This is a genomic window from Isoptericola luteus (assembly GCF_020297055.1).
GTDB classification, from domain to species: Bacteria; Actinomycetota; Actinomycetes; order Actinomycetales; family Cellulomonadaceae; genus Isoptericola; species Isoptericola luteus.
The window spans coordinates 99,704-126,680 of sequence record NZ_JAIXCQ010000003.1 but is presented as its reverse complement, the minus strand read 5'-3'; the positions used below and the strand labels follow the sequence as shown (position 1 = coordinate 126,680).

25 protein-coding genes are annotated in these 26,977 nt (G+C 73.2%); 12 read left to right on the top strand and 13 right to left on the bottom strand.

Annotation, left to right across the window (positions count from 1 at the left end):
- Nucleotides 1–102 precede the first annotated feature (102 nt).
- Both greA and LEP48_RS05540 read right to left on the bottom strand, forming a co-directional pair.
- Nucleotides 103–585 (bottom strand): transcription elongation factor GreA, encoded by a 483-nt coding sequence (greA, locus tag LEP48_RS05545; RefSeq protein WP_225564583.1) that lies wholly within the window; start codon nucleotides 583–585, stop codon nucleotides 103–105.
- Nucleotides 586–776: 191 nt separating this feature from the next.
- On the bottom strand, nucleotides 777–1,190 hold the full coding sequence (locus LEP48_RS05540) for a DUF4307 domain-containing protein (RefSeq protein WP_225564582.1): 414 nt from the start codon (nucleotides 1,188–1,190) through the stop codon (nucleotides 777–779).
- An 82-nt stretch (nucleotides 1,191–1,272) separates the two neighbouring features.
- Between LEP48_RS05540 and mca the strand changes: the two genes are divergently transcribed.
- Genes mca through LEP48_RS05525 form a run of 3 tightly spaced genes read left to right on the top strand, consistent with a single transcriptional unit; the run spans nucleotide 1,273 to nucleotide 3,451 of the window.
- Nucleotides 1,273–2,148 carry a mycothiol conjugate amidase Mca gene (mca, locus tag LEP48_RS05535; protein ID WP_225564843.1) on the top strand — a complete coding sequence of 292 codons (876 nt, stop codon included), beginning with the start codon at nucleotides 1,273–1,275 and terminating at the stop codon, nucleotides 2,146–2,148.
- Nucleotides 2,145–2,522 (top strand): hypothetical protein, encoded by a 378-nt coding sequence (locus LEP48_RS05530; RefSeq protein WP_225564581.1) that lies wholly within the window; start codon nucleotides 2,145–2,147, stop codon nucleotides 2,520–2,522. The genes mca and LEP48_RS05530 overlap by 4 nt, the downstream gene beginning before the upstream one ends.
- Nucleotides 2,519–3,451, top strand: a complete 933-nt coding sequence (locus tag LEP48_RS05525) for a carbon-nitrogen hydrolase family protein (protein ID WP_225564580.1) — start codon at nucleotides 2,519–2,521, stop codon at nucleotides 3,449–3,451. The genes LEP48_RS05530 and LEP48_RS05525 overlap by 4 nt, the downstream gene beginning before the upstream one ends.
- Nucleotides 3,452–3,524: 73 nt before the next feature.
- Here the strand turns inward: LEP48_RS05525 and trhA are convergent, their stop codons facing one another.
- Nucleotides 3,525–4,277, bottom strand: coding sequence for a PAQR family membrane homeostasis protein TrhA (gene trhA, locus LEP48_RS05520; RefSeq protein ID WP_422723800.1), 753 nt, complete (start codon nucleotides 4,275–4,277; stop codon nucleotides 3,525–3,527).
- Between the two features lie 222 nt (nucleotides 4,278–4,499).
- Here trhA and LEP48_RS05515 point away from each other — a divergent pair, with 222 nt between their 5' ends.
- The 5 genes from LEP48_RS05515 (at nucleotide 4,500) to LEP48_RS05495 (ending at nucleotide 8,818) form a co-directional block, all read left to right on the top strand.
- On the top strand, nucleotides 4,500–5,261 hold the full coding sequence (locus LEP48_RS05515; protein WP_308009982.1) for an isoprenyl transferase: 762 nt from the start codon (nucleotides 4,500–4,502) through the stop codon (nucleotides 5,259–5,261).
- 36 nt (nucleotides 5,262–5,297) lie between these two features.
- Nucleotides 5,298–5,819 (top strand): MarR family winged helix-turn-helix transcriptional regulator, encoded by a 522-nt coding sequence (locus LEP48_RS05510; RefSeq protein WP_225564579.1) that lies wholly within the window; start codon nucleotides 5,298–5,300, stop codon nucleotides 5,817–5,819.
- A gap of 140 nt (nucleotides 5,820–5,959) precedes the next feature.
- Complete coding sequence (locus LEP48_RS05505) at nucleotides 5,960–7,105, top strand: ferrochelatase (RefSeq protein ID WP_225564578.1); 1,146 nt, start codon at nucleotides 5,960–5,962, stop codon at nucleotides 7,103–7,105.
- Nucleotides 7,102–7,863, top strand: coding sequence for a hydrogen peroxide-dependent heme synthase (gene hemQ, locus LEP48_RS05500; RefSeq protein WP_225564577.1), 762 nt, complete (start codon nucleotides 7,102–7,104; stop codon nucleotides 7,861–7,863). Before LEP48_RS05505 ends, hemQ begins: the two co-directional genes overlap by 4 nt.
- A gap of 112 nt (nucleotides 7,864–7,975) precedes the next feature.
- Nucleotides 7,976–8,818 carry a tryptophan-rich sensory protein gene (locus LEP48_RS05495; RefSeq protein ID WP_225564576.1) on the top strand — a complete coding sequence of 281 codons (843 nt, stop codon included), beginning with the start codon at nucleotides 7,976–7,978 and terminating at the stop codon, nucleotides 8,816–8,818.
- A gap of 24 nt (nucleotides 8,819–8,842) precedes the next feature.
- On the opposite strand, the gene LEP48_RS05490 is transcribed toward LEP48_RS05495, so the two are convergent.
- The 3 genes from LEP48_RS05490 to LEP48_RS05480 form a co-directional block, all read right to left on the bottom strand.
- Nucleotides 8,843–9,532, bottom strand: coding sequence for a putative protein N(5)-glutamine methyltransferase (locus tag LEP48_RS05490; RefSeq protein ID WP_255640734.1), 690 nt, complete (start codon nucleotides 9,530–9,532; stop codon nucleotides 8,843–8,845).
- A 225-nt stretch (nucleotides 9,533–9,757) separates the two neighbouring features.
- A complete protein-coding gene (locus tag LEP48_RS05485) occupies nucleotides 9,758–11,050 on the bottom strand; it encodes a Glu/Leu/Phe/Val family dehydrogenase (protein WP_225564839.1) in 1,293 nt (430 codons plus the stop codon).
- 234 nt (nucleotides 11,051–11,284) lie between these two features.
- Complete coding sequence (locus LEP48_RS05480) at nucleotides 11,285–12,070, bottom strand: helix-turn-helix domain-containing protein (protein WP_225564575.1); 786 nt, start codon at nucleotides 12,068–12,070, stop codon at nucleotides 11,285–11,287.
- 53 nt (nucleotides 12,071–12,123) lie between these two features.
- Between LEP48_RS05480 and LEP48_RS05475 the strand changes: the two genes are divergently transcribed.
- The 3 genes from LEP48_RS05475 (at nucleotide 12,124) to LEP48_RS05465 (ending at nucleotide 17,681) form a co-directional block, all read left to right on the top strand.
- The gene (locus tag LEP48_RS05475; protein ID WP_225564574.1) at nucleotides 12,124–15,690 is read left to right on the top strand and encodes a proline dehydrogenase family protein; all 3,567 of its coding nucleotides are present in this window, start codon (nucleotides 12,124–12,126) and stop codon (nucleotides 15,688–15,690) included.
- A 114-nt stretch (nucleotides 15,691–15,804) separates the two neighbouring features.
- The gene (locus LEP48_RS05470) at nucleotides 15,805–16,635 is read left to right on the top strand and encodes a patatin-like phospholipase family protein (protein ID WP_225564573.1); all 831 of its coding nucleotides are present in this window, start codon (nucleotides 15,805–15,807) and stop codon (nucleotides 16,633–16,635) included.
- On the top strand, nucleotides 16,632–17,681 hold the full coding sequence (locus tag LEP48_RS05465; protein WP_225564572.1) for a 1-acyl-sn-glycerol-3-phosphate acyltransferase: 1,050 nt from the start codon (nucleotides 16,632–16,634) through the stop codon (nucleotides 17,679–17,681). The genes LEP48_RS05470 and LEP48_RS05465 overlap by 4 nt, the downstream gene beginning before the upstream one ends.
- A gap of 318 nt (nucleotides 17,682–17,999) precedes the next feature.
- On the opposite strand, the gene LEP48_RS05460 is transcribed toward LEP48_RS05465, so the two are convergent.
- The 6 genes from LEP48_RS05460 to LEP48_RS05435 all read right to left on the bottom strand — a co-directional run bounded on the left by LEP48_RS05460 (nucleotide 18,000) and on the right by LEP48_RS05435 (nucleotide 24,957).
- A complete protein-coding gene (locus tag LEP48_RS05460; protein WP_225564571.1) occupies nucleotides 18,000–19,010 on the bottom strand; it encodes a LacI family DNA-binding transcriptional regulator in 1,011 nt (336 codons plus the stop codon).
- Nucleotides 19,011–19,020: 10 nt separating this feature from the next.
- A complete protein-coding gene (locus LEP48_RS05455) occupies nucleotides 19,021–20,592 on the bottom strand; it encodes a glycoside hydrolase family 1 protein (protein ID WP_225564570.1) in 1,572 nt (523 codons plus the stop codon).
- A gap of 96 nt (nucleotides 20,593–20,688) precedes the next feature.
- Nucleotides 20,689–21,612, bottom strand: coding sequence for a carbohydrate ABC transporter permease (locus LEP48_RS05450; RefSeq protein WP_225564569.1), 924 nt, complete (start codon nucleotides 21,610–21,612; stop codon nucleotides 20,689–20,691).
- A complete protein-coding gene (locus LEP48_RS05445; RefSeq protein WP_225564568.1) occupies nucleotides 21,609–22,769 on the bottom strand; it encodes a carbohydrate ABC transporter permease in 1,161 nt (386 codons plus the stop codon). The genes LEP48_RS05450 and LEP48_RS05445 overlap by 4 nt, the downstream gene beginning before the upstream one ends.
- 122 nt (nucleotides 22,770–22,891) lie before the next feature.
- The gene (locus LEP48_RS05440) at nucleotides 22,892–24,223 is read right to left on the bottom strand and encodes an ABC transporter substrate-binding protein (RefSeq protein ID WP_225564567.1); all 1,332 of its coding nucleotides are present in this window, start codon (nucleotides 24,221–24,223) and stop codon (nucleotides 22,892–22,894) included.
- Nucleotides 24,224–24,435: 212 nt separating this feature from the next.
- Nucleotides 24,436–24,957 (bottom strand): DUF2505 domain-containing protein, encoded by a 522-nt coding sequence (locus tag LEP48_RS05435; RefSeq protein ID WP_225564566.1) that lies wholly within the window; start codon nucleotides 24,955–24,957, stop codon nucleotides 24,436–24,438.
- 63 nt (nucleotides 24,958–25,020) lie between these two features.
- Here LEP48_RS05435 and LEP48_RS05430 point away from each other — a divergent pair, with 63 nt between their 5' ends.
- On the top strand, nucleotides 25,021–26,502 hold the full coding sequence (locus LEP48_RS05430) for a sensor histidine kinase (RefSeq protein WP_225564838.1): 1,482 nt from the start codon (nucleotides 25,021–25,023) through the stop codon (nucleotides 26,500–26,502).
- Between the two features lie 209 nt (nucleotides 26,503–26,711).
- Here LEP48_RS05430 and LEP48_RS05425 read toward each other — a convergent pair whose 3' ends face one another.
- The gene (locus LEP48_RS05425; protein WP_166849954.1) at nucleotides 26,712–26,960 is read right to left on the bottom strand and encodes a WhiB family transcriptional regulator; all 249 of its coding nucleotides are present in this window, start codon (nucleotides 26,958–26,960) and stop codon (nucleotides 26,712–26,714) included.
- Between the last annotated feature and the right edge of the window lie 17 nt (nucleotides 26,961–26,977).

Below are 26,977 nucleotides of genomic sequence, written 5' to 3'. Positions count from 1 at the left end.
TCCTTCCCCGCCCCCGGGGGGCCCCTGTCCCGCCACTCGGCGCGGCGCCCCGGGGGGCCCCCGCCCCCCCCCCCCCGTCGGTGAAGCCGGGGGTGGAGGGACTCAGCCCGAGAAGGGCTTGGCGCCCTTGATCTCCACCGGGATCTCCTTGCCGTTCGGCGCGGTGTACGACACCTTCTCGCCGATGGGGCGGCCGTCGATGGCGGCGCCCAGGGGCGAGGTCGGGGAGTACACGTCGAGATCCGTCGTGTCGGCGATCTCGCGCGACCCGAGGAGGAACGTCATCTCGTCGCCGGCCACGACCGCCGTGACGACCATGCCGGCCTCGACGATGCCGTCGTCCGCGGGCGTGCCGATCCGGATGCTGCGCAGCTTCTCGGTGAGCTCGCGGATCCGGGCCTCGTTCTTGGCCTGCTCCTCGCGCGCGGCGTGGTACCCGCCGTTCTCCTTGAGGTCACCCTCGTCGCGGGCGGCGGCGATGCGCTCGGCGATCTCGGTGCGGGCAGGGCCGGAGAGATGCTCCAGCTCGGCCTTCAGCCGGTCGTGAGCCTCCTGGGTGAGCCAGGTGACGGTGCTCTCGGTCACGAGGGCTCTCCTTCCGTGGTGCTCCTGGGCCTGTTCCGGGCCGCGCGCATGCTGCCGACGAGCGTCGACACGCGCGTCGGTGGGGTCAGGACTGCGTGTGAATCCCTCAGGATAGCCTGCCACCGCGTGAAACCCGAGAAAACGGCGGGTTTCTGCGCGAAATCTGCCCAGGGCGAACGCTCGGTCCGTGCTCAGTCCGTGGGGGTGCAGCCGTCGATGACCACCGTCGTGGCCTCCTCGGAGGTCTGCACCGTCACGGTGTAGGTCGAGGTGGTCGCCTCGCTCGGGCCCACCGGCACCTCGAGCGTGCCCACCTGCGCGTGGCTGGTGGACTGCGCCTCCAGCGCGCACACCGCCGTCGTGCCCGCCGGCATGTGCACCTGGAAGGTGGCCTGCGCCTGCTCGGGACCCGGCACGTCGAAGGCGACCATCTCGCCGGTCACCGGGTTGGACCGCTGGTCGGCGATCGTGAACCACGCCACGAGGCCCACGGCGGCGGCCAGCGCCACGACGACCGCCACCTTTCCCAGCCGTCCGGAGGGCCGCCGGGCTGGTCGCGTGCCGTACCGGTCGGCCGGTGGGGTGGACTCGGTGGGGGCGCTCATGGTGCACCATTGTCCCTGAACCCTGCTGCCGACCGACCCGGGAGGGACTGTGTCCTCCGCCTCGCACGAGCCGCTGCGTCTCATGGCGGTGCACGCGCACCCTGACGACGAGTCGAGCAAGGGTGCCGCGACCACCGCCAGATACGCCGCCGAAGGGGTCGAGGTGCTCGTCGTGACCTGCACCGGCGGCGAGCGCGGCGACGTCCTCAACCCGAGCTTCGAGGTGCCGGAAGGGCACGAGTTCACCTCGATCGACGGGCGCCGCGCGGTGCGCCGGCTGGAGATGGCCGCCGCCGCCCGGGCGCTCGGCGTGCGGCAGACGTGGCTCGGCTTCGTCGACTCGGGCCTGCCCGAGGGCGACCCGCTGCCCCCGCTGCCCGAGGGGTGCTTCGCCCTGGCCCCGCTCGAGGAGGCGGCGGCGCCCCTGGTCGAGCTGGTCCGCGAGTTCCGGCCGCACGTCATGACGACGTACGACCCCACGGGCGGTTACCCGCACCCTGACCACATCAAGTGCCACGAGGTCGCCGTCGAGGCCTACCACGCGGCGGGCAACCCCGACCGGTACGTGGTCGACGGCGGGGCCGCGGCCTGGGAGCCCAGCAAGCTCTACTACAACCACGGCTTCTCGATGGAGCGCATGCGTGCCGTGCACGAGGCGATGCTCGGGGCGGGCCTGGAGTCGCCGTTCGGCGACTGGATCGAGTCCCGCACCGCCCGCGAGATCCCCGAGCGTGAGGTCACGACGAGGATCCAGGCGGCCGAGCACTTCTCCCAGCGGGACGACGCCCTGGTGGCGCACGCCTCGCAGATCGACCCGCAGGGATTCTTCTTCGCCGTGCCGCGCGACGTGGAGATCGACGTGTGGCCCACGGAGGAGTACGAGCTCGCGGACTCGCGGGTGCCCACGACGCTGCCCGAGGACGACCTGTTCGCCGGCGTGCGGGAGGCGGTCCGATGAGCCTCGCGTCGGTCGTGGGGTCGCTGCCCGCCTGGGCCGTCCTCGCTGCCGGGACCACCCCGAGCCCGAGCCCCAGTCAGGGGCCGAGCGAGCTGGAGGTCACCCCGGGCCTCGAGGGGTTCGTGGCCACGTTCGCCGTGGCGGTCGCCTGCGTGCTGCTCTTCCTGTCCCTGACCCGGCACCTGCGCCGCGCCACGCGCAACGCGGAGGACCTGGGGTTGCCGGTCACCGAGCCGCGTCGGGTCGGCTCCGGTCGTCGCTCGGACAGTTCGCAGGCGCCGGGCGGGCCGGCCGTGCCGGGCGGGCCGGACGCCGACGGCCGGGACGGCGACGGGTCGGGTCCCGGGGAGCCTGACGACGGGGACCGCCGGTGACGACCCCGGTGCGCCTCACGGTGGCGCAGCTCGCCGCCTCGGGCGACCACGCCGCGAACCGGGAGGCGGTGGCGGACGCGTTCGTGTCCGCCGCGCGCGTCGGCGCGGACCTGCTGGCCCTGCCCGAGTACGCCTCGGGCTACGACGCCCGGGGCGTCGGGACCGAGCACGCCGAGCCCCTCGACGGGCCGTTCGTCAGCGCCCTGCGGGAGAACGCGGCGCGCTACCGCATCGCCGTGATCGCCGGCACGACGATCCCGGCCACCGGCGAGGCGCCGCCCGTGCCCGGCCAGGCGGCGCTCACCGGGCAGATCCCCGCGATCACCGGGTCGCTGCGAGCCCTGACCGGATCGACGCGTGCCGTGCCGCGCGGGACGTCGGGCGCAGGGGCGGGCGAGGGACGGGTGTCGAACGCCGTCGTCGCGGTGGACGACACGGGTGCCCTCGTCGGCGTGTACCGCAAGGTGCACCTGTACGACGCGTTCGGGACGCGCGAGTCCGACCGGCTCGAGGCCGGCCCGGCGGACACGCCGCCGCTGGTGGTGCGCGTCGGGGACCTGCGGTTCGGCGTCGTCACCTGCTACGACCTGCGCTTCCCGGAGTCGGCGCGCCGGGTGGTCGACGCCGGGGCCGACGTCATCGTGGTGCCCGCGGCCTGGGTGGCCGGTCCGCTCAAGGACGACCACTGGCGCACCCTGCTGCGCGCGCGGGCCATCGAGAACACCGCCGTCGTCGTGGGCGTCGGGATGGCGGGCGAGGGCCTGGTGGGGCGGTCGCTGCTCGCGGGCCCGGACGGCGTCGTCGGCCTGGAGCTCGACGACGCGCCGCAGGTGGCCACCGTCGACCTGGACCCGGAGCCGCTGGCCCAGGTGCGGGCGCACAACCCGTCGCTGGCCAACCGCCGCTACGTCGTCGTGCCACGCCCCTGAGCGTCGTGGTGCCCTGAGTGTCGTGGTGCCCTGAGTGTCGGCGTGGCGCGCCGCGGCCGCGGCGAGACGACCTCTAGGTCGCGGCCAGGAAGATCGCGACCGTGTGGCACGAGAACCCGACCACGGTCAGCGCGTGGAAGATCTCGTGGAACCCGAACCAGCGCGGCGAGGGGTTCGGGAACTTCGTGCCGTAGATGACGGCGCCGAGGATGTACGCGACGCCGCCCGCAGCGACCAGCCAGCCGACGGCGGCCCCGCCGGCGGAGGAGAACTGGCCGATGTAGCCGACGGCCACGCAGCCGAGCGCGACGTAGACGGGCACGTACAGCCAGCGCGGCGCTCCCATCCACAGCACGCGCGCGACGAGGCCGAGCAGCGCGCCGCTCCAGACGACCCAGAGCAGGAACGTCGCCGTCGAAGGCGGCAGCAGCATCACCGCGAGGGGTGTGTAGGTCCCCGCGATGATGAGGAAGATGTTGGCGTGGTCGAGCCGGCGCAGGAGGGCCGCCGTCCGGGGCGACCAGGTGCCGCGGTGGTAGACCGCGCTGGTGCCGAAGAGCATGACGGCGGTGACCCCGAAGACGGCGCAGGCGACCTTGTCCGCCGTGGAGTCTGCGAGGACCACGAGCACGATCGCCGCGGCCAGCGCGAACGGGGCGGTGACGGCGTGGATCCAGCCGCGCAGGAAGGGCTTGAGCAGGGTGGGCACCACCCCGTCGGCGTCGCCGTGCGGATCCGCGGTGGTGTCGACGTGCGGGTCGCGAGCGGCGTCGACGGGGGTGTCGACGGAAGCCTGCCGGCCATCCTTCGGTGCGGCTCCTGCCACGGGGGACTCCTTGCTCCTGGAACTAACCTACGCATCCGTAGGTTACGCAAGCGTAGGTCACGCGTGACGCGCGGGTCGAACCGCGGCCGTGAAGATCATGGTCAGGTTGCCGGGGGGTCGCATCCGGAGCGGTAACGTTGTCCCGGTTCGTCCGTCCCGTCCGCCGCGTGCCTGCGTCCTGCGATGCCGGCCCGACGCGGCCTGATCCACCGAGGTCCTCGCGTGCGCATGCCCCACCTGCTCTACGGCCTGTACGAGCGGCGTCTGTCCGCTGCGCTGCCGGCCCAGCAGATCCCCCGGCACGTCGGAGTGATCCTCGACGGCAACCGGCGGTGGGCGCGCTCCTTCGGCGAGACCGCGGCGACGGGACACCGCCGGGGCGCGGACAAGATCGCGGAGTTCCTCGGCTGGGCCGAGGAGCTGGGTGTCGAGGTCGTCACCCTGTGGATGCTGTCCACGGACAACCTCGCCCGGCCCCGCGAGGAGCTCGCCGATCTCCTCGACATCATCCGGGACGCGGTGCAGGACCTGGCGTCCTCGCGCCGCTGGCGCCTGCGGGTGATGGGCCGGCTCGACCTGCTCCCCGAAGAGGTCGCCGCCGCGATCCGCGACGCCGCCGCGGCCACCGACGACGTCGAGGGGCTTCAGGTCAACGTGGCGATCGGCTACGGCGGCCGGTACGAGATCGCGGACGCCGTGCGCTCCTACCTCAAGCAGGAGTCCGCGCAGGGCGCGACGCTCGAGGACCTGGCCAAGCGCATCGACGTCGAGGACATCGCCGCCCACCTCTACACCAAGGGGCAGCCCGACCCGGAGCTCGTCATCCGCACGTCCGGCGAGCTGCGGGTGGGCGGCTTTCTCATGTGGCAGAGCGCGCACTCCGAGCTCTACTTCTGCGAGGCCTACTGGCCGGACTTCCGCCGTGTCGACTTCCTGCGTGCGCTGCGTGACTTCTCCCGGCGCGAGCGTCGCCTCGGCCGCTGACCTGCGGCTGTCGGCGGGCTGCGGCACACTGCGACGGTGACCGGACCTCCAGCGTCGCCCGCGCCGTCGCCCGCGCCGACCCCGTCGCCCGCAGCGCCGACGACCAGCCCGCGGCTGGCCGCCGCCGCGTGGGAGTCGCTGTTCCGTACCCAGGTGACGATCATGCGGCGCCTCCAGGCCGACGACATCTGGCACGAGGTGTCGATGCGTGAGTACGACGTGCTGTTCACGCTGTCGCGCGCACCGGGGCGTGAGCTGCGCCTGCGCGACCTCAACGAGGGCATGCTCATGGCGCAGTCGTCGTTGTCGCGGCTCGTGGACCGCCTGGAGGTGCGCCGGCTGGTGACGCGCGCGGTGCCGTCCGACGACGCGCGCGGCACCCTGGTCCGGCTCACGGAGGAGGGGGCGCGGCTGCAGCGCGAGACCGGCCTGGCGCACGTGCGCACCATCGCCGAGTACGTGGGGCTGGGGCTCGAACCCGCCGAGCTGGAAGAGCTCACCGCCCTGCTCGACCGGCTCCGTGCCGCCCAGGCGCGGATCGCGGACCGGCCGCGGTGAGGCGGGTCGTGCCCGGGGCGCTACGCCACCGAGATGCCACCGAGATGCCACCGAGATGACAACCTGTAGCCATCAACGTCACGTCGGATCCGTCCGGTTCCCCGCAGGTCCGGCCCCCGGCGAGTGGGAGGATGACGACCATGCCGATGACTCCCGAGTCGGCCGTAGCCGGCCCGTACGACGCCCTGCTCCTGTACTCCTTCGGTGGCCCGAACGCCCCGGAGGACGTGGTCCCCTTCCTGCGGAACGTGACCGCCGGCAAGGGCATCCCCGACGCCCGGCTCGAGGAGGTCGGAGAGCACTACTACGGGTTCGGCGGCAAGAGCCCGATCAACGAGCAGAACCTCGCGCTCAAGGCGGCCCTCGAGGCGGAGATCGCGAAGCGCGGCCTGGACCTGCCTGTCGTGTGGGGCAACCGCAACTGGGCGCCGTACACCACCGACGCGATCGACGAGCTGGAGCGCCTCGGTGCGCGCCGTGCCGTCGCCCTGGTGACGTCCGCGTACTCCTCGTACTCCGGCTGCCGCCAGTACCGCGAGGACCTCGCCCTCACCCTGGACGAGCGGGGCCAGCTCGGCCCCGACGGCTCCACGGGCGTGCAGTTCGACAAGGTGCGCTCGTACTTCAACCACCCGGGCTTCGTGCAGGCCAACGTCGAGGCCGTCCTCGAGGCCTTCGAAGAGCTCGAACGCCAGGGCGGCAACCCCGCCGTGGCGAAGCTCGTCTTCGTCACGCACTCCATCCCCGACACGATGGAGGCCGCGTCCGGGGTCGGGCACGCGACGTACTCGGACCAGCACATGGACGTCGCGACCCTGGTCGCCGACGCCGTCGCCGAGGCGCGCGGCCACGCCGTCACCTGGGAGCTGGCCTACTGCTCGCGCTCCGGCCCGCCCTCGCAGCCGTGGCTCGAGCCCGACGTCAACGACCTGCTGACCGAGCGTGCCGGGCAAGGTCTGACGGACGTCGTGCTGTCCCCGATCGGCTTCGTCTCCGACCACATGGAGGTCGTCTACGACCTCGACACGGAGGCCCTGGCCACCGCGGCCGAGCTGGGCATGACGGCTGTCCGTGCGGCCACCGTCGGTACCCGACCGGCATTCGTCTCCGGCCTGGTGGACCTGATCCTGGAGCGGGCCGCGCTGGCCCGCGGGGAGCAGGTCACCGAGGCCGTCGTGGGGACGCTGCCCGCGTTCCCGTCCGTCACGCCGCCCGACTGCTGCCTGCGCCGCGACGGCGAGCCCAGCGGTATCCCGGCCCTCTGCTCGAAGGACATGCACCGATGACCCAGCACACGCACGGCGACACCGGCCAGCCGATGGAGACCGCCGGCGTCAACGAGCAGATCCGCTACACCATGTGGTCGGTCTTCGCGCTGACGGAGACGCTCCCGCAGGACGACGCCGAGCGGGCCGAGCTCGTCGCCCAGGCCGAGGACGCTGCCTGGGGCTCGACCACGGACGCCGGCCGGGACCCTGCCGCGACCGACGGCGACGTCGTCGTGCGGGGCTGGTACGACGTGGGCGGCCTGCGGGCCGACGCCGACCTCATGCTGTGGACGCACGGCGACAGCATCGAGGCCGTGCAGGGTGCCTACCGGCGGCTGCGCACCACGGCGCTGGGCCGCGGACTGGAGCCGGTGTGGTCCGTGGCGGCACTGCACCGCCCGGCCGAGTTCAACCGCGGGCACATCCCGGCGTTCCTCGCCGGGGAGGCGCCGCGCGACTACCTGTGCGTGTACCCGTTCGTGCGCGCCTACGACTGGTACCTGCTCCCCGATGACGAGCGCCGCACCATGCTGCGCGACCACGGCATGGCCGCCGCGGGGTACAAGGACGTGCGCGCCAACACGGTGTCCGCCTTCGCCCTGGGGGACTACGAGTGGCTCCTCGCCTTCGAGGCCGACGAGCTGCACCGGATCGTGGACCTCATGCGTGACCTGCGGGCCACCGAGGCCCGTCGCCACGTGCGCGAGGAGGTCCCGTTCTACACGGGGCCCCGCACCACGCTGGCCGACTGGGCGGACGCCCAGCCCCGCGCCTGACGGCGGCCTGCCGGGTCATGGGGAACCAAGGCCCAGGCAGGACGGGTCCCGGCGGGCTCGACCGGTGGCGCCCCCGACCTGCGGGTTCACGGAGACTTGTCATGCTGGACCGATGAGCGATCCGACGCGCACCACCGACCCTGGCCGCACCACCGATCCGACCCGCGCCGACCGCGTCCGCCAGGTCGTCGTGGCCGTCGGGGCCGTGCTCGCGGTGGCGGGCGCCGCGATCGGCTCCGGAGCCGCGGGCGGCCAGCCGATCGCCCAGGCGGCGGACGGCGCGCTGTCCGCCGAGGCCACCGTCGTCGCGCCCGGCAGCCCCGCCTTCTCGATCTGGTCCGTGATCTACGTCGGCCTGGTGCTGTTCGCCGTCGTGCAGGCGCTGCCCGGGCGCGCGGCGGACCCCCGGATGCGCGCCGTCGGCTGGTGGGTCCTCGCCTCGATGCTGCTCAACGCCGTGTGGATCGGCGTGGTCCAGGCGGGCTGGCTGTGGGGGAGCGTGGTGGTGATCGCCTGCCTCGTGGTGGTGCTGTGCGTGGTGCTGCTGCGCCTGCTCCGGCTGCCCTCGGCGCGCGTGCTGGACGCCGTCGCGTCCGAGGTCACCGTCGGGCTCTACCTCGGCTGGGTGTGCGTCGCGACCCTGGCGAACGTCGCTGCCGCGCTCACCGCCTCCGAGGTCGGCGGGCTGGGCCTCGGTGCCACTGGTTGGGGCACGGTCCTCGCGGTGGTGGCCGCCCTGATCGTCGTCGGGGTCGGCGTCCGTGCAGCACGCAGGCCGATGATCGCGCTCGCCGTCGGGCTGGCCGCCTGTTGGGGGCTCGCCTGGATCGCGGTGGCGCGCAGCCAGGGCCCGCTGGTGGACCAGACGGTCGCCCTCGCGGCGGGCGTCGCCGCCGCCGTGGCGGTGGTCGGCCCGACCGTGGCCGTCCTGCGCGCCCGGTCCACGGCGTCGTGACCTCGGCGGGCGCCGCGCGAGCGCTCAGCCGGCGGTGGCGACCACGACCGTCCCGCCCGTCGCGTCGTCGGCCTCCGGGTCCTCGTCGGTGACGACTCGCGGCACGAGCCCGGCGTGCTCGACGAGGGCCGTCGCCGCGGCCGTCTGACCGGTGCCGACCTCGAAGAGCAACGATCCACCGGTCGCGAGCCAGCTCGGGGCGGAGCCGACCACCCGTCGCAGCACGTCCAGCCCGTCGCCGCCGCCGTCGAGCGCCACCGTGGGCTCGTGGTCGCGGGCCTCCGGCGGCATCGTCGAGATCGCGTCGGTGGGCACGTAGGGCGCGTTGCACAGCAGCAGGTCGACGCGCCCGCGCAGCTCGTGCGGTATCCCGGCAAACAGGTCCCCGTCGACGACGACCGCCCCGAGCGGCTCGAGGTTGGGGCGCGCGTGCCGGGTCGCGGCGGGCTCGACGTCCGACGCGACCAGGCGCACCGCGGGCGCCGGGCCGAGGGCCTGGAGCACCGCCCCGCCCACGGCGCCGCACCCGCAGCACAGGTCGACGACGACGCCCGGCCGGCGTGCGGCGGCGAGCGTCAGCGCCGTGCGCACCATGAGCTCCGTGCGCCGTCGGGGGACGAACACGCCGGGGCCCACGGACCAGCGCCGGCCGGCGAAGGACACCCAGCCGAGCACGTGCTCCAGGGGCTCGCCCGCCACTCGTCGCTCCGCCATGTCCCGGAGCCGATCCCGACCTGATCGGCGTCCGAGGTCGCGGCCGCCTCGAGCAGCAACTCCGCCTCCTCCTCGGCGAAGACGCAGCCCGCCGCGCGCAGCCGGCCGACCAGGTCGTCGCCCGGCAGCGACGCGCGGGCCCTAGCGGCCCCGGACCGTCCCTGGCGAGGGTGCCCGTCCGAGGCGTCAGGCTCCCTGGCCAGGGGCGTTGTCACGAGGTGCCGATCAGGGGTACAGCCCGCGCGTGGTGTGGGCCTCGGCCGTGCGCTTGATGCCGATGACCAGTGCTGCGTCGCGCAGCGAGATGCTCTCGCGGCGCGCGAGCGCGGACACGTCGGCGAACGCGGACTTCATGCGCTGCTCGAGCCGGTCCGCGATCTCCTCCTCGGACCACCAGTACGTCTGGTTGGCCTGCACCCACTCGAAGTACGACACGACGACGCCGCCGGCGTTGGCGAGCACGTCGGGCACGACGGTGACGCCGTTCCTCGCCAGGACGGCGTCGCCACCGGTCGTGGTCGGGCCGTTCGCGCCCTCGACGACCCAGCGGGCGCGCACGCGGGCGGCGGAGTCCTCGTCGAGCACGCCCTCCACGGCGGCCGGGACGAGGACGTCGACCTCGAGCCCCATCAGGTCGTTGTTCGACAGGGCGTCCGCGCCGTCGAAACCGACCACAGAGCCCGTGGCGCCGACGTGCGCGAAGAGCCGGTCGACGTCGATGCCCGCGTCGTTGCGCAGGCCGCCGTACTGGTCGCTCACGGCGACGACGCGCGCCCCGCGGGCGGCGAAGATCGCTGCGGCGTGCGAGCCCACCTTGCCGAAGCCCTGCACGGCCACGGTCACGTCGGTCAGCGGGACGCCCGCCTCCTCCAGGGCCGCGGCGGTGACGTGCACGATGCCCGCGCTCGTGGCGGTACCGCGCCCGCGCGACCCGCCGACGGCGAGCGGCTTGCCCGTCACCACCGCAGGGATCGTGTACCCGCGGTTGACGGAGTAGGTGTCCATGACCCAGGCCATGGTCTGCTCGTCGGTGCCCATGTCGGGGGCCATGATGTCGGTGTCGGGGCCGATCATCGGCATGATCTCCGACGTGTACCGGCGGGTGACACGCTCCAGCTCCGCGGTCGAGTAGTCGCGCGGGTCGATGGCGACGCCGCCCTTGGCGCCGCCGTACGGCAGGTCGACGATGCCGCACTTCCACGTCATCCACATCGCCAGGGCGCGCACCTCGTCGATGTCGACGCCGGGGGCGTAGCGCAGCCCGCCCTTGCCGGGCCCGCGCGAGATGTTGTGCTGCACGCGGAAGCCGTGGAACAGCACGGTCTCGCCGGAGTCGCGTCGCAGCGGCACGGCCACGTGGATCTCGCGGCGGGGAGTGGCCAGCATCTGGTGCTGGCCGGCGTCGTAGCCCAGGATCTCCACGGCCGACGCGAGCTGGGTGTGCGCGGTGGCGAGCGGGGAACCCTGGGTCGGCGCGGGGGCGTCGGGCAGGGAGGTGTCGTCGGTGATCGACGTCATTGTCACGGGTCCTCCTGGACACGGTGCCGCCGTCCGGGTGGGGCCGGCGGAGGTGGCGCGGCCCGGGTCTGGGCCTCGGGGGCCACGGTAGCGCGAACGCCGACGGACCGACGCCTGGCGCGGGCTGCATGGCGCTCCACCCCTGCTCGACAAGCCGATCGCGCCGGTCTTCAGCGGGTAGGCGTCCCTGATCGCGCTGCGCGGCGGACGGCGTGGACCCGGGGCCAGGCCGGCTCAGCCTCCGGCGCGCGCCCGCCGCCGGAACGACGACGGTGTCTCGCCGGTGAGCCGGGCGAACGTACGCGTGAACGATGGCTGGTCGTAGAAGCCGGCGACGGTGGCGACCTGCGCCAGCGGCGCCGTCGTCGACGTGAGCAGGTGCGCGGCACGGTCCACGCGGGCCCGCAGCACGAGCTGGCGCGGTGACAGCCCGAAGACCTTGCGCACGCGACGGTCGAGCACCGCCGGGGTGCTCCCCGCCAGCCTGGCGAGGTCGGCGACGGACAGCGCCACCTCCGGCGTGGCGTCCAGGTGGGCGTCCACGGCGGTCACCAGCCGGGCCATCGCGTCCATCGTCGCGTCGTCGGCGTCCCCGGAGCGCAGGTCCTGCGAGACCGACACGAGCCCGGTCACCCGGCCCGCGCCGTCGTGCAGCGGCAGCTTGGACGTGAGGAACCAGCCGGGGGTGCCGCCCACGCGGCGGATGAGCTCGAGCTCGTTCCGCAGCGGGCGGCCCGTGCGCAGCACCTCCGCGTCCTGCGCCTCGTAGCGCTCGGCGAGCTCGGGGACGAAGAGGTCGGACGCGCGCCGGCCGAGCACCTGGCGACGCGAGCGTTCGTTGGTGCGCCGCACGAAGACCTGGTTCACCGCGATGTAGCGCCCGGACGCGTCCTTGGCGCAGAACATCACGTCGGACAGCTCGTCCATGAGCGCCACCATCACGGGGGACAGCGCGGACAGCAGACCCGCGTCCTGCGTCCACCCGCCGTCGTCGGAGGTGTTGTCGAATTCTGCGCTCATCGCGGGTGCGATCGTACAAGACGAGTGCGCGCGACAGGGTGCAGCCTGGTGCGATGAGCACCACTGTTCCCGCGCGCGATGGCGCGCCCGCAGAGCACCAGGGCGCCGACGCCCTCGTCGAGGACGCCGTCGCCCTCGCCCACCACTGGATCGCCGTCGCCTCGGGCTCGTCACCGCAGGGCGCCGGCGGTTCGACGACGCGCGCCGACCGCCGGACGCGGGCCACCGCCGAGCGCCTCGGGTCGCTCGTCTCGGACCCCGCCGGGCTCGAGCTGGCCGTCGGCTTCGTGGACGACGTCGCCCGCCCCCACGACGTGGGCGTGGCCGCCACGGCCCTGGCCCGGCTGGGCCGGGACGCCGGCGCGGCGACGTTCCTCGGCCCCGTCGACCGGACGCTGTTCAAGGTGGGCGCCCTCGTGGCACCCGTGCTGCCCTCCGTCGTCGTGCCCGCGGCGCGCATCCGCCTGCGCCAGCTCGTCGGCCACCTCGTCGCGGACGCGGGCAAGGGCCTCGCCGGCCATCTCGCGCGCACGCGCGCCGAGGGCTACACCCTCAACGTCAACCTGCTCGGCGAGGCGGTGCTGGGCGAGGACGAGGCCAAGGCGCGCCTCGCGCGCACCATCGCGCTCGTCGAGCGGCCCGACGTCGACTACGTGTCGGTCAAGGTGTCCTCCGTCGCGGCGCAGCTCGTCACGTGGGACCTCGAGGGATCCCGGGACCGTGTCGTCGAGCGGCTGCTGCCGCTGTACCGCGCGGCGCGTGACCACGGCGTGTTCCTCAACCTGGACATGGAGGAGTACAAGGACCTCGCGCTGACCACCGCGGTGTTCACCGAGATCCTGGGGCGCGACGAGTTCGCGGGGCTCGAGGCCGGCATCGTCCTGCAGGCCTACCTGCCCGACGCCATGGGCGCGCTCGACCACCTCACCGCGTGGGCGCAGGAGCGGGTCGCGGCCGGCGGAGCCCGCATCAAGGTGCGCCTCGTCAAGGGCGCGAACCTCGCGATGGAGCACGTCGAGTCCGAGCTGCACGACTGGGCGCAGGCCCCGTACCCCACGAAGCCGGACGTCGACGCCAACTACGCGCGCATCCTCGACCACCACCTGCGCCCCGAGCGGACCTCCGCCGTGCGCCTCGGTGCGGCCTCGCACAACCTGTTCCACGTGGCGCTCGCCGTCCTGCTGGCCCGCACCCGCGGCGTCACCGACGGCCTCGACGTCGAGATGCTGCAGGGCATGGCGCCCATCGAGGCGCGGCTCGTGCGCGACGAGGTCGCCAAGGACGGCGGCCACGTCGTCCTGTACACGCCGGTGGTGCGCGACGAGGACTTCGACGTCGCGATCTCCTACCTGGTGCGACGGCTCGAGGAGAACGCCGCCGAGCAGAACTTCCTGCACGCCGCGTTCGCGCCACAGGCGGCCAGCGCCGGGGTCGAGACTTCGGCCATGGGCCGCCAGGAGCTCGCGTTCCGGGCGTCCGTCGCGGACGGCGTCGACTACGCGCCGTCCGACGTCGCCCCGCGCCGGGCCGACAGGTTCGCGGCACCGGCGGCCGACGCCGGTTCCGGCACGGCAGGCGCCGGCACGGCAGGCGCCGGCACGGCAGGCGCCGGCACGGCAGGCGCCGGCACGGAGTTCCGCAACGCCGTCGACACCGACCCCGCCGTCGCTGCACACCGCGAGTGGGCGAAGGCCGTCGTCGGACCGGGCTCGGGCTATGTGTCTGTGCAGGCGCCCGAGGCGACCAGGACCGCCCAGATCGACGACGCCGTCGCGCGTGCCGTCGCTGCGCAGCGTGCCTGGGCCGCGGTCGCCCCCGCCGACCGCGCCACGGCGCTGCGTGCCGTGGCGCGCCAGCTCGAGACGCGGCGCACAGACCTCGTCGCGGCGATGGTGCACGAGCCCGGCAAGACCGTGGCCGAGGCCGACCCGGAGGTCAGCGAGGCCGTCGACTTCGCGAACTACTACGCCGCCTCCGCGGAGGCACTGGAGCAGGTGGACGGCGCGGTCTTCACCCCCGACGGCGTCACCCTGGTGACCCCGCCCTGGAACTTCCCCGTCGCCATCCCGACGGGCGGCGTCGTGGCGGCGCTCGCCGCGGGCTCCGCGGTGCTGGCCAAGCCCGCACCGCCCACGCCGCGCTGCTACGAGCTCGCGGTCGAGGCCACCGTCGCCGGGATCGCGGAGGTCGCCGACCAGATCGGGCTCGACCCGCAGACCGCCCGCGACGTCGTGCAGTTCGTCCGCGTGCCGGACGGCGACCTGGGGCAGCACCTGGTGACGCACGCCGACGTGGCCCGCGTCGTCCTCACCGGCTCGATCGAGACGGCCGAGATGTTCGCCGGCTGGCGCCCCGAGCGCCCGGTGCTCGCCGAGACGTCCGGCAAGAACGCGCTCGTCGTCACGCCGTCGGCGGACCTCGACCTCGCCGTCTCCGACCTCATGAAGTCGGCCTTCGGGCACGCGGGGCAGAAGTGCTCCGCCGCGTCGCTGGTCATCCTCGTCGGCTCCGTGGGCGACGCGACCACCGAGACCGGCAAGCGGTTCCGGCGCCAGCTCGTCGACGCCGTGCGCTCGCTCGACGTCGGCGTCCCCACCGACCTGTCGCACGTGATGGGGCCGCTCACCGAGCCCGCCACGGGCAAGCTCGAGCGCGCGCTGACGACCCTCGAGCCGGGGGAGTCGTGGCTGGTCAAGCCGCGCCGCCTGGACGACGCCGCGAAGGCGGCCGGCATCGCGCCCGAGCGACTGTGGTCGCCGGGGCTGCGCGACGGCGTCGCGCCAGGGTCGTTCTTCCACCTCACCGAGGTGTTCGGCCCGGTGCTCGGCATCATGCGGGCCACGGACCTGGACGAGGCGCTGCGCCTGCAGAACCAGGTGGCGTTCGGCCTCACCGCCGGCATCCACTCCCTCGACGACGACGAGATCGCTACCTGGCTCGACCGCGTCGAGGCCGGCAACGTGTACGTCAACCGGCACATCACCGGGGCGATCGTGCAGCGGCAGTCGTTCGGAGGATGGAAGGCCTCGGCCGTCGGCCCGGGTGCCAAGGCGGGCGGGCCGAACTACGTCGCGCAGCTCGGCGCGTGGGCGGACGACGCCGCCGTCGTGCCGTCGCGCGGGAACGACCCCGAGGGCTGGCTCGCGTGGGCCCAGCGCTCCGACGAAGCGGCCTGGGACGCCGAGATCGGCGTCGGGCACGACCGGTCTGGGCTGACCGTGGAGGAGAACACGTTCCGCTACCGGCCGCTCGAGCGGATCACCGTCCGCGTCGGCGACGGCGCGCTGCCGGTCGAGCTGCGCCGCGTGCTGGCCGCCGCGCGCCGTGCGGGCGTGCCCGCCGTCGTCGTCCCGGCCTCGGACGCCGGCTGGGGCGTGCCGCACGAGACCCCCGTGTCCCACGAGGACTTTGCGGCCGCCGTCGCGAGCGGGCAGGTCAGCGGGCGTGTCCGCGTGATCGGTGACGCTCCGGGGCTGGCGGAGGCGGCTGCCACCCGCCTGGGCTCGGTGACCGTCCTCGACGCCCCCGTCGTCGCCAGCGGGCGGCGTGAGCTGCTCGGGTTCGTGCGCGAGCAGGCAGTGAGCCGCACGCGGCACCGCTACGGCCACGTGCACGCCTGACCGCGAGAGCGAGAACCCCCGAGCGCGAGAGAGAAGGCAGGCACTCCGGTCTCGCGCTCGGGGGTTCACCATCTCGCGGGGGCACGACGGGGGCCCGCGTGGAAGCATCGGCGCATGACGGTCGCGTTCGTGCTCGGCGGGGGCGGCGTGCGCGGCGCCGTGCACGTGGGGATGCTCCAGGCACTGTTCGAGGCGCAGGTGCGGCCCGACCTCGTCGTGGGAACGTCCATCGGTGCCATCAACGGGGCGGCGGTGGCGGCGGACCCGAGCCTCGCCGTCGTCGACCGGCTCACCGAGGCATGGTCGTCCACGACGGCGAACGAGGTCTACGGCGAAGCCTGGTACCGCCAGCTCGGCCGGCTCGCGCGCTCCCGCACCCACCTCTACGACCCGCAGGCCCTGCGCCGCCTCATCGTCGGCACCCTCGGCGAGCGCACGACGTTCGAGGACCTGCAGGTGCCGCTCGTCGTCGCCGCCGCGAGCATCGAGCACGCCTCCGAGCACTGGTTCGACTCCGGCCCCCTGGTGGAGGCGGTCCTGGCCTCGGCGTCCGTGCCGGGCGCGCTGCCGCCCACCGAGATCGCCGGAGAGCACTTCGTCGACGGCGGCATGGTGAACTCCATCCCGCTCGGGGAGGCGGTCCGGCGCGGCGCCACGACGGTCTACGTGCTGCAGGTCGGGCGCGTCGAGGAGCCGCTCACCGTCCCGACCAAGCCGTCCGACGTCGCGCGCGTCAGCTTCGAGATCGCCCGCCGCCACCGCTACTTCCGCGAGCTGGAGGACGCCCGGGGGGTCGCGACGGTGCACGTGCTGCCCAGCGGCGGCTCGCTGCCTGGCGACGACAAGATCGGTGCGTTCCGGCGGCTGGAGGCCACCCGCCGTCGCATCGAGCAGTCCTACGCGGCGGGCAGCGCGTACCTCGCCGGGCTGGGGGACCGACCGTGATCGCCCCGCCGCCTCGCTGGGTGCGCCGGATCGTCGTGGCACCGCTCGTGGTGCTGCTCGCCGTGGTCCTCGTCCCGACGACGCTGATGCTCGCGCTCGTCGTCGGCGCGGCGCTCACGTGGATCCTGCCCGGGCGGCTCCGGGTGCTGCGCATGCTGTGGATGCTCGGCTTCTACGTGGTGTGGGACGCCGCTGCGCTCGTCGCCCTGTTCCTGCTCTGGGTGGCGTCCGGCTTCGGCCTGGCGCTCGACCGCCCGTTGATGCAGCGGGCGCACGTCACCCTCGCCCGCATCATGCTCGCGGTCCTGTTCTGGCAGGTGCGCTGGACCTTGCGGCTGATGGTCCTCGTCGAGGCCCCGTCCGACGCGGAGCTGCCGCAGGTGCCGCTCGTCGTCCTGAGCCGGCACGCCGGACCCGGCGACTCGTTCATCCTGCTGGACGCGCTGCTGGGACTGGCCCGTCGCACCCCCGCGGTCGTCCTCAAGGACACCCTGCAGTGGGACCCCGCCGTCGACGTCCTGCTGCACCGGCTCCCCGCGGCCTTCGTCACCCCGCGCTCCCGGCGGCGGCCCGGCCAGCCCGGCGCGACGGAGTCCGTCGCGCACATCGCCCGTGAGCTCGGTGCACGCGGCGCCCTCGTCCTGTTCCCTGAGGGCGGCAACGTCACCCCGAGGCGCCGGACGGCGCGCATCGAGAAGTTGCGCGCCACAGGCCACGACGCGCTCGCCGCCCGCGCCGAACAACTGCCGCACGTCATGGCCCCGCACGTGGGCGGCTACCTCGCCGTGCTCGACAACGTGGACCCCGACGCCGCGGTGCTCGTCGTCGCGCACACCGGGCTGGAGCGGCTCGTCACCGTGCGGGACATCTGGCGCGAGCTACCGATGGACAAGACCATCGCCCTCGGTGGCTGGGTCACGCGCCTCGCCGACCTGCCCGCCGACCGCGACGGGCGCGAGCTGTGGCTCTTCGAGCAGTGGGAACGCGTCGACGGCTGGATCGCGCGGCGTACCCCCGACGCCGTCGGAGGGCGTGCGAGCACCTGAGCCGGCGGGTGCCTCGTGCCTCGGCCCCCACCCTGCGCTGCACCTCCGCCTCAGGCGATGTTGTTGCCGACCGAGGCTGCGGTTCCGCTACGGGCGGGTGCCTCGTGCCTCGGCCCCCCACCCTGCGCTGCACCTCCGCCTCAGGCGATGTTGTTGCCGACCGAGGCTGCGGTTCCGCTACGGGCGGGTGCCTCGTGCCTCGGCCCCCACCCTGCGCTGCACCTCCGCCTCAGGCGATGTTGTTGCCGACCGAGGCTGCGGTTCCGCTACGGGCGGGTGCCTCGTGCCTCGGCCCCCACCCTGCGCTGCACCTCCGCCTCAGGCGGAGTCACCCTCGATCAGACGGGGCACGAAGATCTGCGGCTCGTAGCCCACGTCCTGGCCGCTGACGACGTCGAGGAGCGTGGAGGTCGCGGCGGACGCCATCTCGACCACGGGCTGCAGCACCGTCGTCAGACGGGGAGTGGTGCGCTCGGCACCGAGCGCGTCGAAGCCCACCAGGGCGACGTCCTCGGGGATCCGGCGGCCGCTGTCGCGCAGCGTGGTCAGGGCGCCGCTGGCCATGAGGTCGGACGCGGCGAACACGCCGTCGACCTCCGGGTGCTCGGCCAGGATCTGTGCCATGGCGACGGCGCCGCCCTCGATCGTGAAGTCGCCGTGCGCGACGGCGACCGGCTCGAGCCCGGCGTCGTCCAGCGTGCGCTGCCACGCGTCGTACCGGTCGAGGGCCGCCGTCATGTCCAGCGGGCCGGTGATGGTCGCGATGCGCCGGCAGCCGCGGTCCACGAGCCGCTGCGTGGCGGTGCGACCGCCCGCGGCGTTGTCGACGTCGACGAAGTGCACCATCTCCGTCGCGAACGGGCGACCGACGAAGACTGCCGGGAGCTGGGAGCGGGACAGCTCGGACTCGAGCTGGTCCTCCTTGTGGTGGGACGCCACGATGACGCCGTCGACGTGACCGCTGTGCAGGTAGCGGGCGATGTGCCCGGGGTGCTCCCCGGGGCGGGCGAGCAGGAGCACGAGCTGCAGGTCGGTGCCCGTGAGCCCCTCGCTGACCCCCCGCAGCACACCCGCGAGGAACGGGTCGGTGAGGATGCGGGCGTCCGGCTCGGGCACGACGAGCGCGATCGAGTCGGTCCGACGGGTGACCAGCGAGCGGGCCGCCCGGTTCGGGGCGTACCCGAGCCGAGCGACCGCGTCGTCCACGGCGGCCTGCGCCTCGGGGGACACCCGGTCGCCGCCGTTGATCGCGCGCGACGCCGTGGACCGCGACACCCCGGCCGTGCGGGCCACGTCGTCGAGGGTAGGGCTCGCGTGCTCGATGCTCACCACGCGCAGACTACCCTTCGGCCGGGTGCCGCTCGGGCACGACGTTGTCCGCCGCGACCTGGCCGTACCAACGGCCGGACGCCTTGACGGTGCGCTCCTGGGTCTCGTAGTCGACGTGCACGACCCCGAACCGCTTGGAGTAGCCGAGGGCCCACTCGAAGTTGTCCATGAGGGACCAGGCGAAGTAGCCGCGCACGTCCACGCCGGCGTCGATCGCGTCCTTCGTGGCCCGCAGGTGCTGGTCGATGAAGTCGAGACGGTCCTGGTCGTCGACGGTGCCGTCGGCCTGCACGACGTCCGGGTAGGCCGCACCGTTCTCCGTGATGAACAGGGCGGTGCCGCGGGGGCCGGTGTAGTCCTCCTGGAGGCGGAGCAGCAGGCGGGTGAGACCCTCCGGCTGCACCTCCCAGCCCATGTCGGTGGTGGGCAGGCCGCGGCTGTGGTGGTAGATGCCGTCCGGCACCGGGTTGGGGGAGCGGACCTCCCAGACCGGCGCACCCTCGGTGGTCTCGCGGGCGCCATCGGGTCCGGCGGTGCCGTCGGGCTCCACGTCGCGCGCCACCTGCGGCCGGGCCGACACCGCGCCGCCGTTGTAGTAGTTCACGCCGAGCACGTCGATCGGTGTCGAGATGATCTCGAGGTCGCCCGGCCGGACGTGGTCCGTGAGCCCGAGGTGGGCGACGTCGTCGAGCAGGTCCTGCGGGTAGGCACCACGCAGGATCGGGTCGAGGAAGAGCCGGTTGAACATGCCGTCGTCACGACGGGCGGCGTCGACGTCCGCGGGGTCGTCCGGGTCGACCGGGTCGGACACCGTGAAGTTGAGCGTGAGCCCGAGCGAGGCCTCCGGGTCGCGCTCGCGCAACGCCTGGACGGCGGAGCCGTGGGCGAGCATGAGGTGGTGCGCGGCGGCGAGCCCGTCCGCGGGGGACTTGCGGCCCGGCGCGTGCGCGCCGGAGGTGTAGCCGAGGAACGCCGAGCACCACGGCTCGTTGAGCGTCGTCCAGACCTTGACCCGGTCGCCGAGCGCCTCGTGCATCGCGACCGCGTAGTCCACGAACCGCAGCGCGGTGTCGCGCACCGGCCAGCCGCCCTGCTCCTCGAGCGCCTGGGGCAGGTCCCAGTGGTACAGCGTGAGCCACGGCAGGATACCTGCGCCGAGCAGCTCGTCGACCAGGCGGGAGTAGTAGTCCACGCCCTCGGGGTTGAGGGTCTTGCCGTCCGGCATCACCCGGGCCCACGACGTCGAGAAGCGGTACGTGTCGAGGTTCAGCCGCTGCATGAGGGCGACGTCCTCGGGGTACCGGTGGTACTGGTCGCACGCGACCATGCCGTCGTCACCGTTCTTCACCGCGCCGGGGATGCGGGCGAACACGTCCCAGATCGAGTCCTGTCGTCCACCCTCGGCACCGGCGCCCTCGACCTGGTACGAGGCCGTGGCCGCGCCCCACAGGAAGCCGTCCGGGAAGGCGACGGGTCCCGTGGCGTTGGCGGTCGGGACGGCGAGCGGAGTCGTCGGCACGAACGGCACCGTGGTGCCGGGTGCCAGGACGCGGGCGCCGGTGCTGGGGATGACGAGAGTCATAGGAACGGATCTTTCCATCGGTACGGGGCCCGGGCAGGGCCTTGTCTGGCGTGGGCCGCCGCGCGTGCGCGGCGGCCCGGTGCGTGGAGCCTCCGGTCAGCCCTTGACGGCGCCGGCCATGATGCCGGCCACGAGCTGGCGGCCGACGAAGGCGAAGATGACCAGCAGCGGGAGCGTCGCGAGGAAGATGCCGGCCATGACCAGCGAGTAGTCCACGAAGTACGTGGCCTGCAGCGACTGGATGACCAGCGGTAGCGTCGGGTTGCTCTGGTTCAGCACGATGGACGGCCAGAAGAAGTTGGTCCACTGCTGGACGAACGTGAACAGGCCGAGCATGGCGGCAGCAGGCCGCGCTGCGGGCAGCGCGATGGACCAGAACGTGCGGATCATCGACGCACCGTCCACGCGGGCGGCCTCGATGAGCTCGTACGGCAGCGCCTCGGACAGGTACTGGGTCATCCAGAACACCCCGAACGCGGCGACCAGGGCCGGCACGATCACCGCCTGGATCTTGCCGATCCAGCCGATGTCGGTCATGAGGATGTACAGCGGGATGACGCCGAGCTGGGTCGGCACGGCCATCGTCGCGATGACGAACACCAGCAGCGGCCCGCGCCCGCGGAACTGCAGCTTCGCGAACGAGTAGCCCGCGAGCGTGGAGAACAGCACCACGGACGCGGAGACCACGACGGCGATGACGACCGAGTTGAGCAGCGCCAGGTAGAAGTTGATCTGCGACGACTCGATGACCGTCGCGAACTTCTCGAAGATGCTCAGGTCGGGCAGCCACTGCGGCACCGCGTTCTGCGCGATCGACTGGGGGTCGGACGACCCCAGCAGCAGCGTGAAGTACAGCGGGAACGCGGAGATCAGCAGCGCGACCCCGAGCAGGGTGTAGCTGACCCAGCCCGGTCGGCGGCTGGCCGAGCGCGAGGCGCGGTGGCGTCGGTCGCGACGCTGGGCTGCCGCCCGGGCGGCGCGCGGGCCGGCGGTCTGTGCGGTGACGGCGACGGAGCTCATCGGTCCTCCCCGGAGGTGGTGCGGTGCCACGGGCCGTCCGGCGGGCCGGGTGGCCCCGGCGGCGGGGTCGTGGGCGGTGCGGTGAGTGCGGCAGCGGACGGGCTGGCGGGTGCGACCGACCCGGCGGTGCGCGCCCGGGCGATCATGGCTCGGCGCTCCTTGCCGCTCACCTTCGTCTTGCGCCCCTCGGACGCGGAGATCCGGCGGGTGATGAGGAAGTTGACCATGCCGATCGCGATGATGAGGACGAAGAGGATCCAGGCGACGGCGGCGGCGCGCCCGAAGTTCTTCTGGTTGCCCCAGGCGGTGTCGTACAGGTAGAGCACCGTGGTCATCCAGTCACGGCTGGGCCCGCCGAGCCCCGTGGGGTCGTACATGCGGACCTCGTCGAAGATCTGCAGGCCACCGATGGTCGAGGTGATGACGACGAAGATGATGGTGGCGCGGATCTGCGGCACGGTGATGGAGAAGAACTGGCGGACGCGGCCGGCACCGTCGATCACGGCCGCCTCGTACAGCTCGCGCGGCACGGCCTGCATCGCGGCGAGGAAGATGAGGGCGTTGTAGCCCGTCCAGCGATAGTTGACGATCGACGCGATGGCCAGGTGGCTCGCGAAGCGGTCGCTGTGCCAGCCGACCGGGTCGATCCCGACGAGGCCGAGGAGCTCGTTGATGAGGCCGTACTGGTCGGCGAACATGCGGCCGAAGATCATCGACACGGCGACGGGTGCGACCACGTACGGCACGAGGACGCCCATGCGCCAGAAGGTCGCGGAACGGATGTTCTGGTCGAGCAGCGCCGCCAGGGTGATCGCGAGGAGCACCTGCGGGATGCTCGAGAGGACGAAGATCGAGAAGGTGTTGACCAGCGACTTCCAGAAGATCGGCTGGGCCAGCACGTCGACGTAGTTCTGCACGCCGACGAAGTCCCCCTGCCCGCCGAGCAGGTTCCACTCGTGCACCGAGACGAACGCGGTGTAGATGAGCGGGAACGCGCCCGTGATGGCGAAGAGGATGAAGAACGGGGAGATGTACAGGTACGGGGAGAGCTTCACGTCCCAACGCCCGAGTCGCTGGGAGAATCCGACGCGCCGCGGGGGGCGGGGCGGGGGACCGCTGCGCCCGTGCGCAGGCTGGGTGGGGGACAAGACGGCCATCTGCTGCTTCCTGTACGTCGCCGATCGGGGGTGCGCGCGCCGGGCCCCGACCACGTCAGGGTCCCGGCGCGCGCGGCGGGGCAGGGTCCGGGCCGTGCCGTGGGGCACGGCCCGGGAGGGGGTCAGAGCCCGAGCGAGGTGAACTCGTCGATGGCGCCGTCCCAGCTCTTGTCGCGGTCCTCACCGTTCAGGTCGACGCGGTTCAGCGCGTTCTGCACGGCGGTGTGGATCGAGAAGTAGTTCTTGCCCTTGAACGGGGCGCTCTCGATCGCCTGGGCGCGGGCCACGAAGATCTGGCCGACCGGTGCGTCGTTGAAGAACGGGTTGGTGAACGCCTGCACCTGCTCGGAAGCCTGGGCGTCGACCTGCGACGGGAAGGTACCGGCCTGCTCGAAGAACGTCGTCTGCTGCTCCGGAGCGGTCAGCCACGCGGCCAGCTCCTTCGCGGCCTCGGTGTTCGGGCCCGACGCGGGGACCGTCAGGAACGAGCCGCCCCAGTTGCCGCCGCCACCGGGGAAGACGTCAGCGACGTCCCAGCCCTCGACGCCACCCGCGTACTGTTCGATCGAGCCGGTCATCCACGGCGGGCAGAGCATCGTGGCGAAGGCGTTGTTCTGGAAGCCCGCCTGCCAGTCGTCGCCCCACTGCTCGAGGCCGGCGGAGAGCTCGTCGTCGACCGACGCGGCGAGCACCTGGTCGTACAGGTCCTTGACGGCGGTGTTGGTCGCGAGGTCCTTCGGCTCGCCCGTCGCGGGGTCCTCGTAGGCGCCCTCGAGCTGGTTCACCATGCCCTGGTAGGTCGGCACGGCGCCGTCGAACCACGCGGAGTCCGACTCGGCGACGAACTTCTTGCCCGCCTCGAAGTAGTCCTCCCACGTGGCGTCCGCGCCACCGAGGAGCTCGGCGACCTTCTCGCGGTCGGTGGGCAGGCCGGCCTTCTCGAACAGGTCGGAGCGGTAGCAGATGGCCTCCGGGCCGATGTCGGTGCCGTAGCCGATGAGCTTGCCGTCCGGCGTGGTGGCCTGCTGGACCTTCCAGTCCACCCAGCGGCCGTCCAGCGAGCTGTCCGACAGGTCGGTGAACAGGTCGGGGTACGTCATGAGCTCGGGCAGCCAGTCGACCTCGATGGCCTCGATGTCGGCCAGGCCCGAGCCGCCGGCGGCGAGCTTGGTCGTGAGGTTGGTGCGAGCGTCCTCCGACTTGGCCGCCGTGACGTGCTCGACGGTGACGTTCGGGTGCTCCTCGGTGTACTTGGCGAGGATCTCGTCGGTGTACCCGAAGTTGTTGAACGTGGCGACGGTGAGAGTGATCTTCTCGTCACTGTCGGCGTCGCCGCCGTCGCCGGCGTCGGAGTCCCCACCGCACGCGGTGAGTGCGAGCGCCAGGGTCGTGATGCCAGCAGTGGCCGCGACGACGCGGCGGGTCCTGTTGACGGGTCGGGTGCTGTTGAGCACGGTGACTCCCTTGTCTGGGTCGGGCTTGCGAGGCGGACATGATGGGAGCGTTGCCACCGCCGTGGTGGTAGCGCTCCCATGACCACGATGATCGTCGTCCGATCCTGGTGACGGCGTCAAGCCCAGGCGGGGCAGCGATGCGGCATTGTGATGCGCGCAGGAGCGTTAGTGCAGGTCAGAGAGTTGCTGCTCCTGCGGGTGTGATCCGATCGTTACCGTTCGTCGGTCGGTCCGAGGTGCCGCTCGAGCCACTCGCGCCCCGCTGCACCCTCTGCCTCGAGGGTGGTGCGTACCGCACGCGCAGCGGCGTCCGCCACGGTTGCCCCGAACAGCGGTATCGACGCGCGGACCTCGACCTCGTAGACCTGGCGCGTGTCGCCGTCGGGCAGCTGCTCGAGGACCACGCGGCCCGTGACCCGTACCGGCGTCCCGGCGATCTCCACCGCGACCGTGCCCACACGCGGCCCGCTCGCGGCCCCTTCCCAGGCCTCGGCCTGGCGCACCTCCAGGTGGTCGCCCACCAGCGGGCGGGCCTGGGCGGGGATGAGGTCGGTGGGCAGCGTCCGGCGCACGGAGACCGTGAAACCGCCGGCCGGGTCCCCGGCGACGTCGACCTGCTCCACGCGTCCCGGGCCGGCGCGCTCCGCACGCCAGCGCACGAACGACTCGTCGGCGAGCATCGCGGCGACCGCGTCGGCGTCCGCCGGGTAGGTGAGCTCCACGGTCAGGTGCACGGGATCACCCTACCGAGGCTCGGGCGGCGCGCCCACGCCCGTAGTCTGGTGGGCGTGTCCGCCATGAGTGACCTCATCCTCCAGCACGCCGACATCGCCGACGGCGACGTCGAGTGGCTGCACCTGCTCGTCGGTGACTGGCAGATGGTCTCCGACCTGGCGTTCGCCGACCTCGTGCTGTGGTTGCCGACCAGCGACGGCGGTTTCGTCGCGATCGCGCAGTGCCGCCCGTCGACCGGCGCCACCGTGCACTACGACGACATCGTCGGCTCGTTCGCCCCCGAGGGGCAGCGGCCCCAGCTCACCGCGGCCATGTCCGAGGTCCGGCCGCAGCGCTCGCGCGAGCCGCGCTGGTTCGGTGCTTACGCCGTGCGCGAGGAGGCCGTCCCCGTCGTCCACAAGGGACGGCCGATCGCCGTCGTCGCGCGCCAGACCAACCTCGGCTCCGGGCGGACGCCGAGCCGGCTGGAGCTCAACTACGTCGAGTCCGCGGACGACATCCTCGCGATGGTCGCGCGGGGCGAGTACCCCAGCCCGAACGCCGCGACCGGGCCGCGCCGCGGTGCGCCCCGCGTCGGTGACGGCCTCATCCGGCTCAACTCCGAGGGCGAGGTCCTGTACGCCAGCCCGAACGCGCTGTCCTGCTTCCACCGGCTCGGCGTCATCGGACCGCTCGTCGGACAGTCACTCGTGGAGGTCACGGCCGACATCGCGCAGCACCAGAACACGGTCGACGAGTCACTCCCGCTCGTCGTCATGGGCCGGGCGCCGTGGCGCACCGACATCGACGCCAACGGCGTGGCGCTCTCCCTGCGAGCCCTGCCGCTCACCGACCACGGTCAGCGCATCGGCGCCGTCCTGCTGTGCCGCGACGTCACCGAGCTGCGCCGGCGCGAGCGCGAGCTCATGACCAAGGACGCGACGATCCGCGAGATCCACCACCGGGTGAAGAACAACCTCGCCACCGTGGCCGCGCTGCTGCGGCTCCAGGCGCGGCGGATGGACATCCCGGAGGCGCGGGCCGCGCTCGAGGAGGCCATGCGGCGGGTCGCGACCATCTCGATGGTGCACGAGTCGCTGTCCCAGACGCTCGACGAGAACGTCGAGCTCGACGACATGCTGTCGCGCGCCCTGCGGCTCGCCGCGGACGTCGCCTCGACACGGACACACGTGAGCACGCGGCAGACCGGGTCGTTCGGCCTGGTGCCGGCGCAGGACGCCACGCCGCTCGCGCTCATCCTGACCGAGCTGGTGACGAACGCCGTCGAGCACGGGTTCCCCGGCCGCGAGTCGGGGACGGTCGAGATCGACGCGCAGCGGACCGGGTCCGTCATGCGCGTGGTCGTGTCCGACGACGGCGTCGGCATGCCCGAGGGGATCGCGGCGCTCGGCCGCGCCTCGCGCAGCGGGCTTGGGTCGCAGATCGTCCAGACGCTCGTGACGAACGAGCTGGGCGGCACCATCGACTGGAAGGCGCGCGAGGGCGGCGGCACGCAGGTGGTCCTGCAGCTCGAGCTGCGCGACGGCTCGCCCGCGCCGAGGTAGGGACCGCCTGCTCGCACGACGAAGCGTCTCGACGAACGAGGGGCGGGGCCCCCCCCGGGGGGGGCGCCCCCCCGTGGGGGGGCCCGGGTGGGGGGGCGGGGGGGGGCAGCCCGGCCCCCCCCCCCCCGCCGCCCCCCCCCCGGGGCCCGCCCCCCCCGCGGGGGGCCCCGCCCCTCGTTCGTCGAGACGCTTTGTCGAGCCGGTGGGACTCAGCCGGCGCGGCGTGCGCGGGCGGTCCGGCGCTTGAGCGCGCGACGCTCGTCCTCGCTCATGCCGCCCCAGACGCCGGCGTCCTGACCCGACTCGATCGCCCACTTGAGGCACGTGTCGACGACGTCGCAGCGACGGCAGACGGCCTTCGCCTCCTCGATCTGAAGGAGGGCAGGTCCGGTGTTGCCGATGGGGAAGAAGAGCTCAGGGTCCTCATCGAGGCAGGCAGCCTTGTGGCGCCAGTCCATGGTGTCATCTCCTACGG

Excerpts from the sequence above, each read along its gene's own strand:
- LEP48_RS05475 (WP_225564574.1), top strand. The coding sequence starts at position 12,124 with ATGAGCACCACTGTTCCCGCGCGCGATGGCGCGCCCGCAGAGCACCAG.
- LEP48_RS05455 (WP_225564570.1), bottom strand. The coding sequence starts at position 20,592 with ATGACTCTCGTCATCCCCAGCACCGGCGCCCGCGTCCTGGCACCCGGC.
- LEP48_RS05530 (WP_225564581.1), top strand. The coding sequence starts at position 2,145 with ATGAGCCTCGCGTCGGTCGTGGGGTCGCTGCCCGCCTGGGCCGTCCTC.
- LEP48_RS05485 (WP_225564839.1), bottom strand. The coding sequence starts at position 11,050 with ATGACGTCGATCACCGACGACACCTCCCTGCCCGACGCCCCCGCGCCG.
- hemQ (WP_225564577.1), top strand. The coding sequence starts at position 7,102 with ATGACCCAGCACACGCACGGCGACACCGGCCAGCCGATGGAGACCGCC.
- LEP48_RS05480 (WP_225564575.1), bottom strand. The coding sequence starts at position 12,070 with ATGAGCGCAGAATTCGACAACACCTCCGACGACGGCGGGTGGACGCAG.
- LEP48_RS05450 (WP_225564569.1), bottom strand. The coding sequence starts at position 21,612 with ATGAGCTCCGTCGCCGTCACCGCACAGACCGCCGGCCCGCGCGCCGCC.
- LEP48_RS05425 (WP_166849954.1), bottom strand. The coding sequence starts at position 26,960 with ATGGACTGGCGCCACAAGGCTGCCTGCCTCGATGAGGACCCTGAGCTC.
- LEP48_RS05540 (WP_225564582.1), bottom strand. The coding sequence starts at position 1,190 with ATGAGCGCCCCCACCGAGTCCACCCCACCGGCCGACCGGTACGGCACG.
- LEP48_RS05430 (WP_225564838.1), top strand. The coding sequence starts at position 25,021 with ATGAGTGACCTCATCCTCCAGCACGCCGACATCGCCGACGGCGACGTC.
- LEP48_RS05445 (WP_225564568.1), bottom strand. The coding sequence starts at position 22,769 with ATGGCCGTCTTGTCCCCCACCCAGCCTGCGCACGGGCGCAGCGGTCCC.
- mca (WP_225564843.1), top strand. The coding sequence starts at position 1,273 with ATGGCGGTGCACGCGCACCCTGACGACGAGTCGAGCAAGGGTGCCGCG.
- LEP48_RS05470 (WP_225564573.1), top strand. The coding sequence starts at position 15,805 with ATGACGGTCGCGTTCGTGCTCGGCGGGGGCGGCGTGCGCGGCGCCGTG.
- LEP48_RS05490 (WP_255640734.1), bottom strand. The coding sequence starts at position 9,532 with ATGGCGGAGCGACGAGTGGCGGGCGAGCCCCTGGAGCACGTGCTCGGC.
- LEP48_RS05495 (WP_225564576.1), top strand. The coding sequence starts at position 7,976 with ATGAGCGATCCGACGCGCACCACCGACCCTGGCCGCACCACCGATCCG.
- LEP48_RS05505 (WP_225564578.1), top strand. The coding sequence starts at position 5,960 with ATGCCGATGACTCCCGAGTCGGCCGTAGCCGGCCCGTACGACGCCCTG.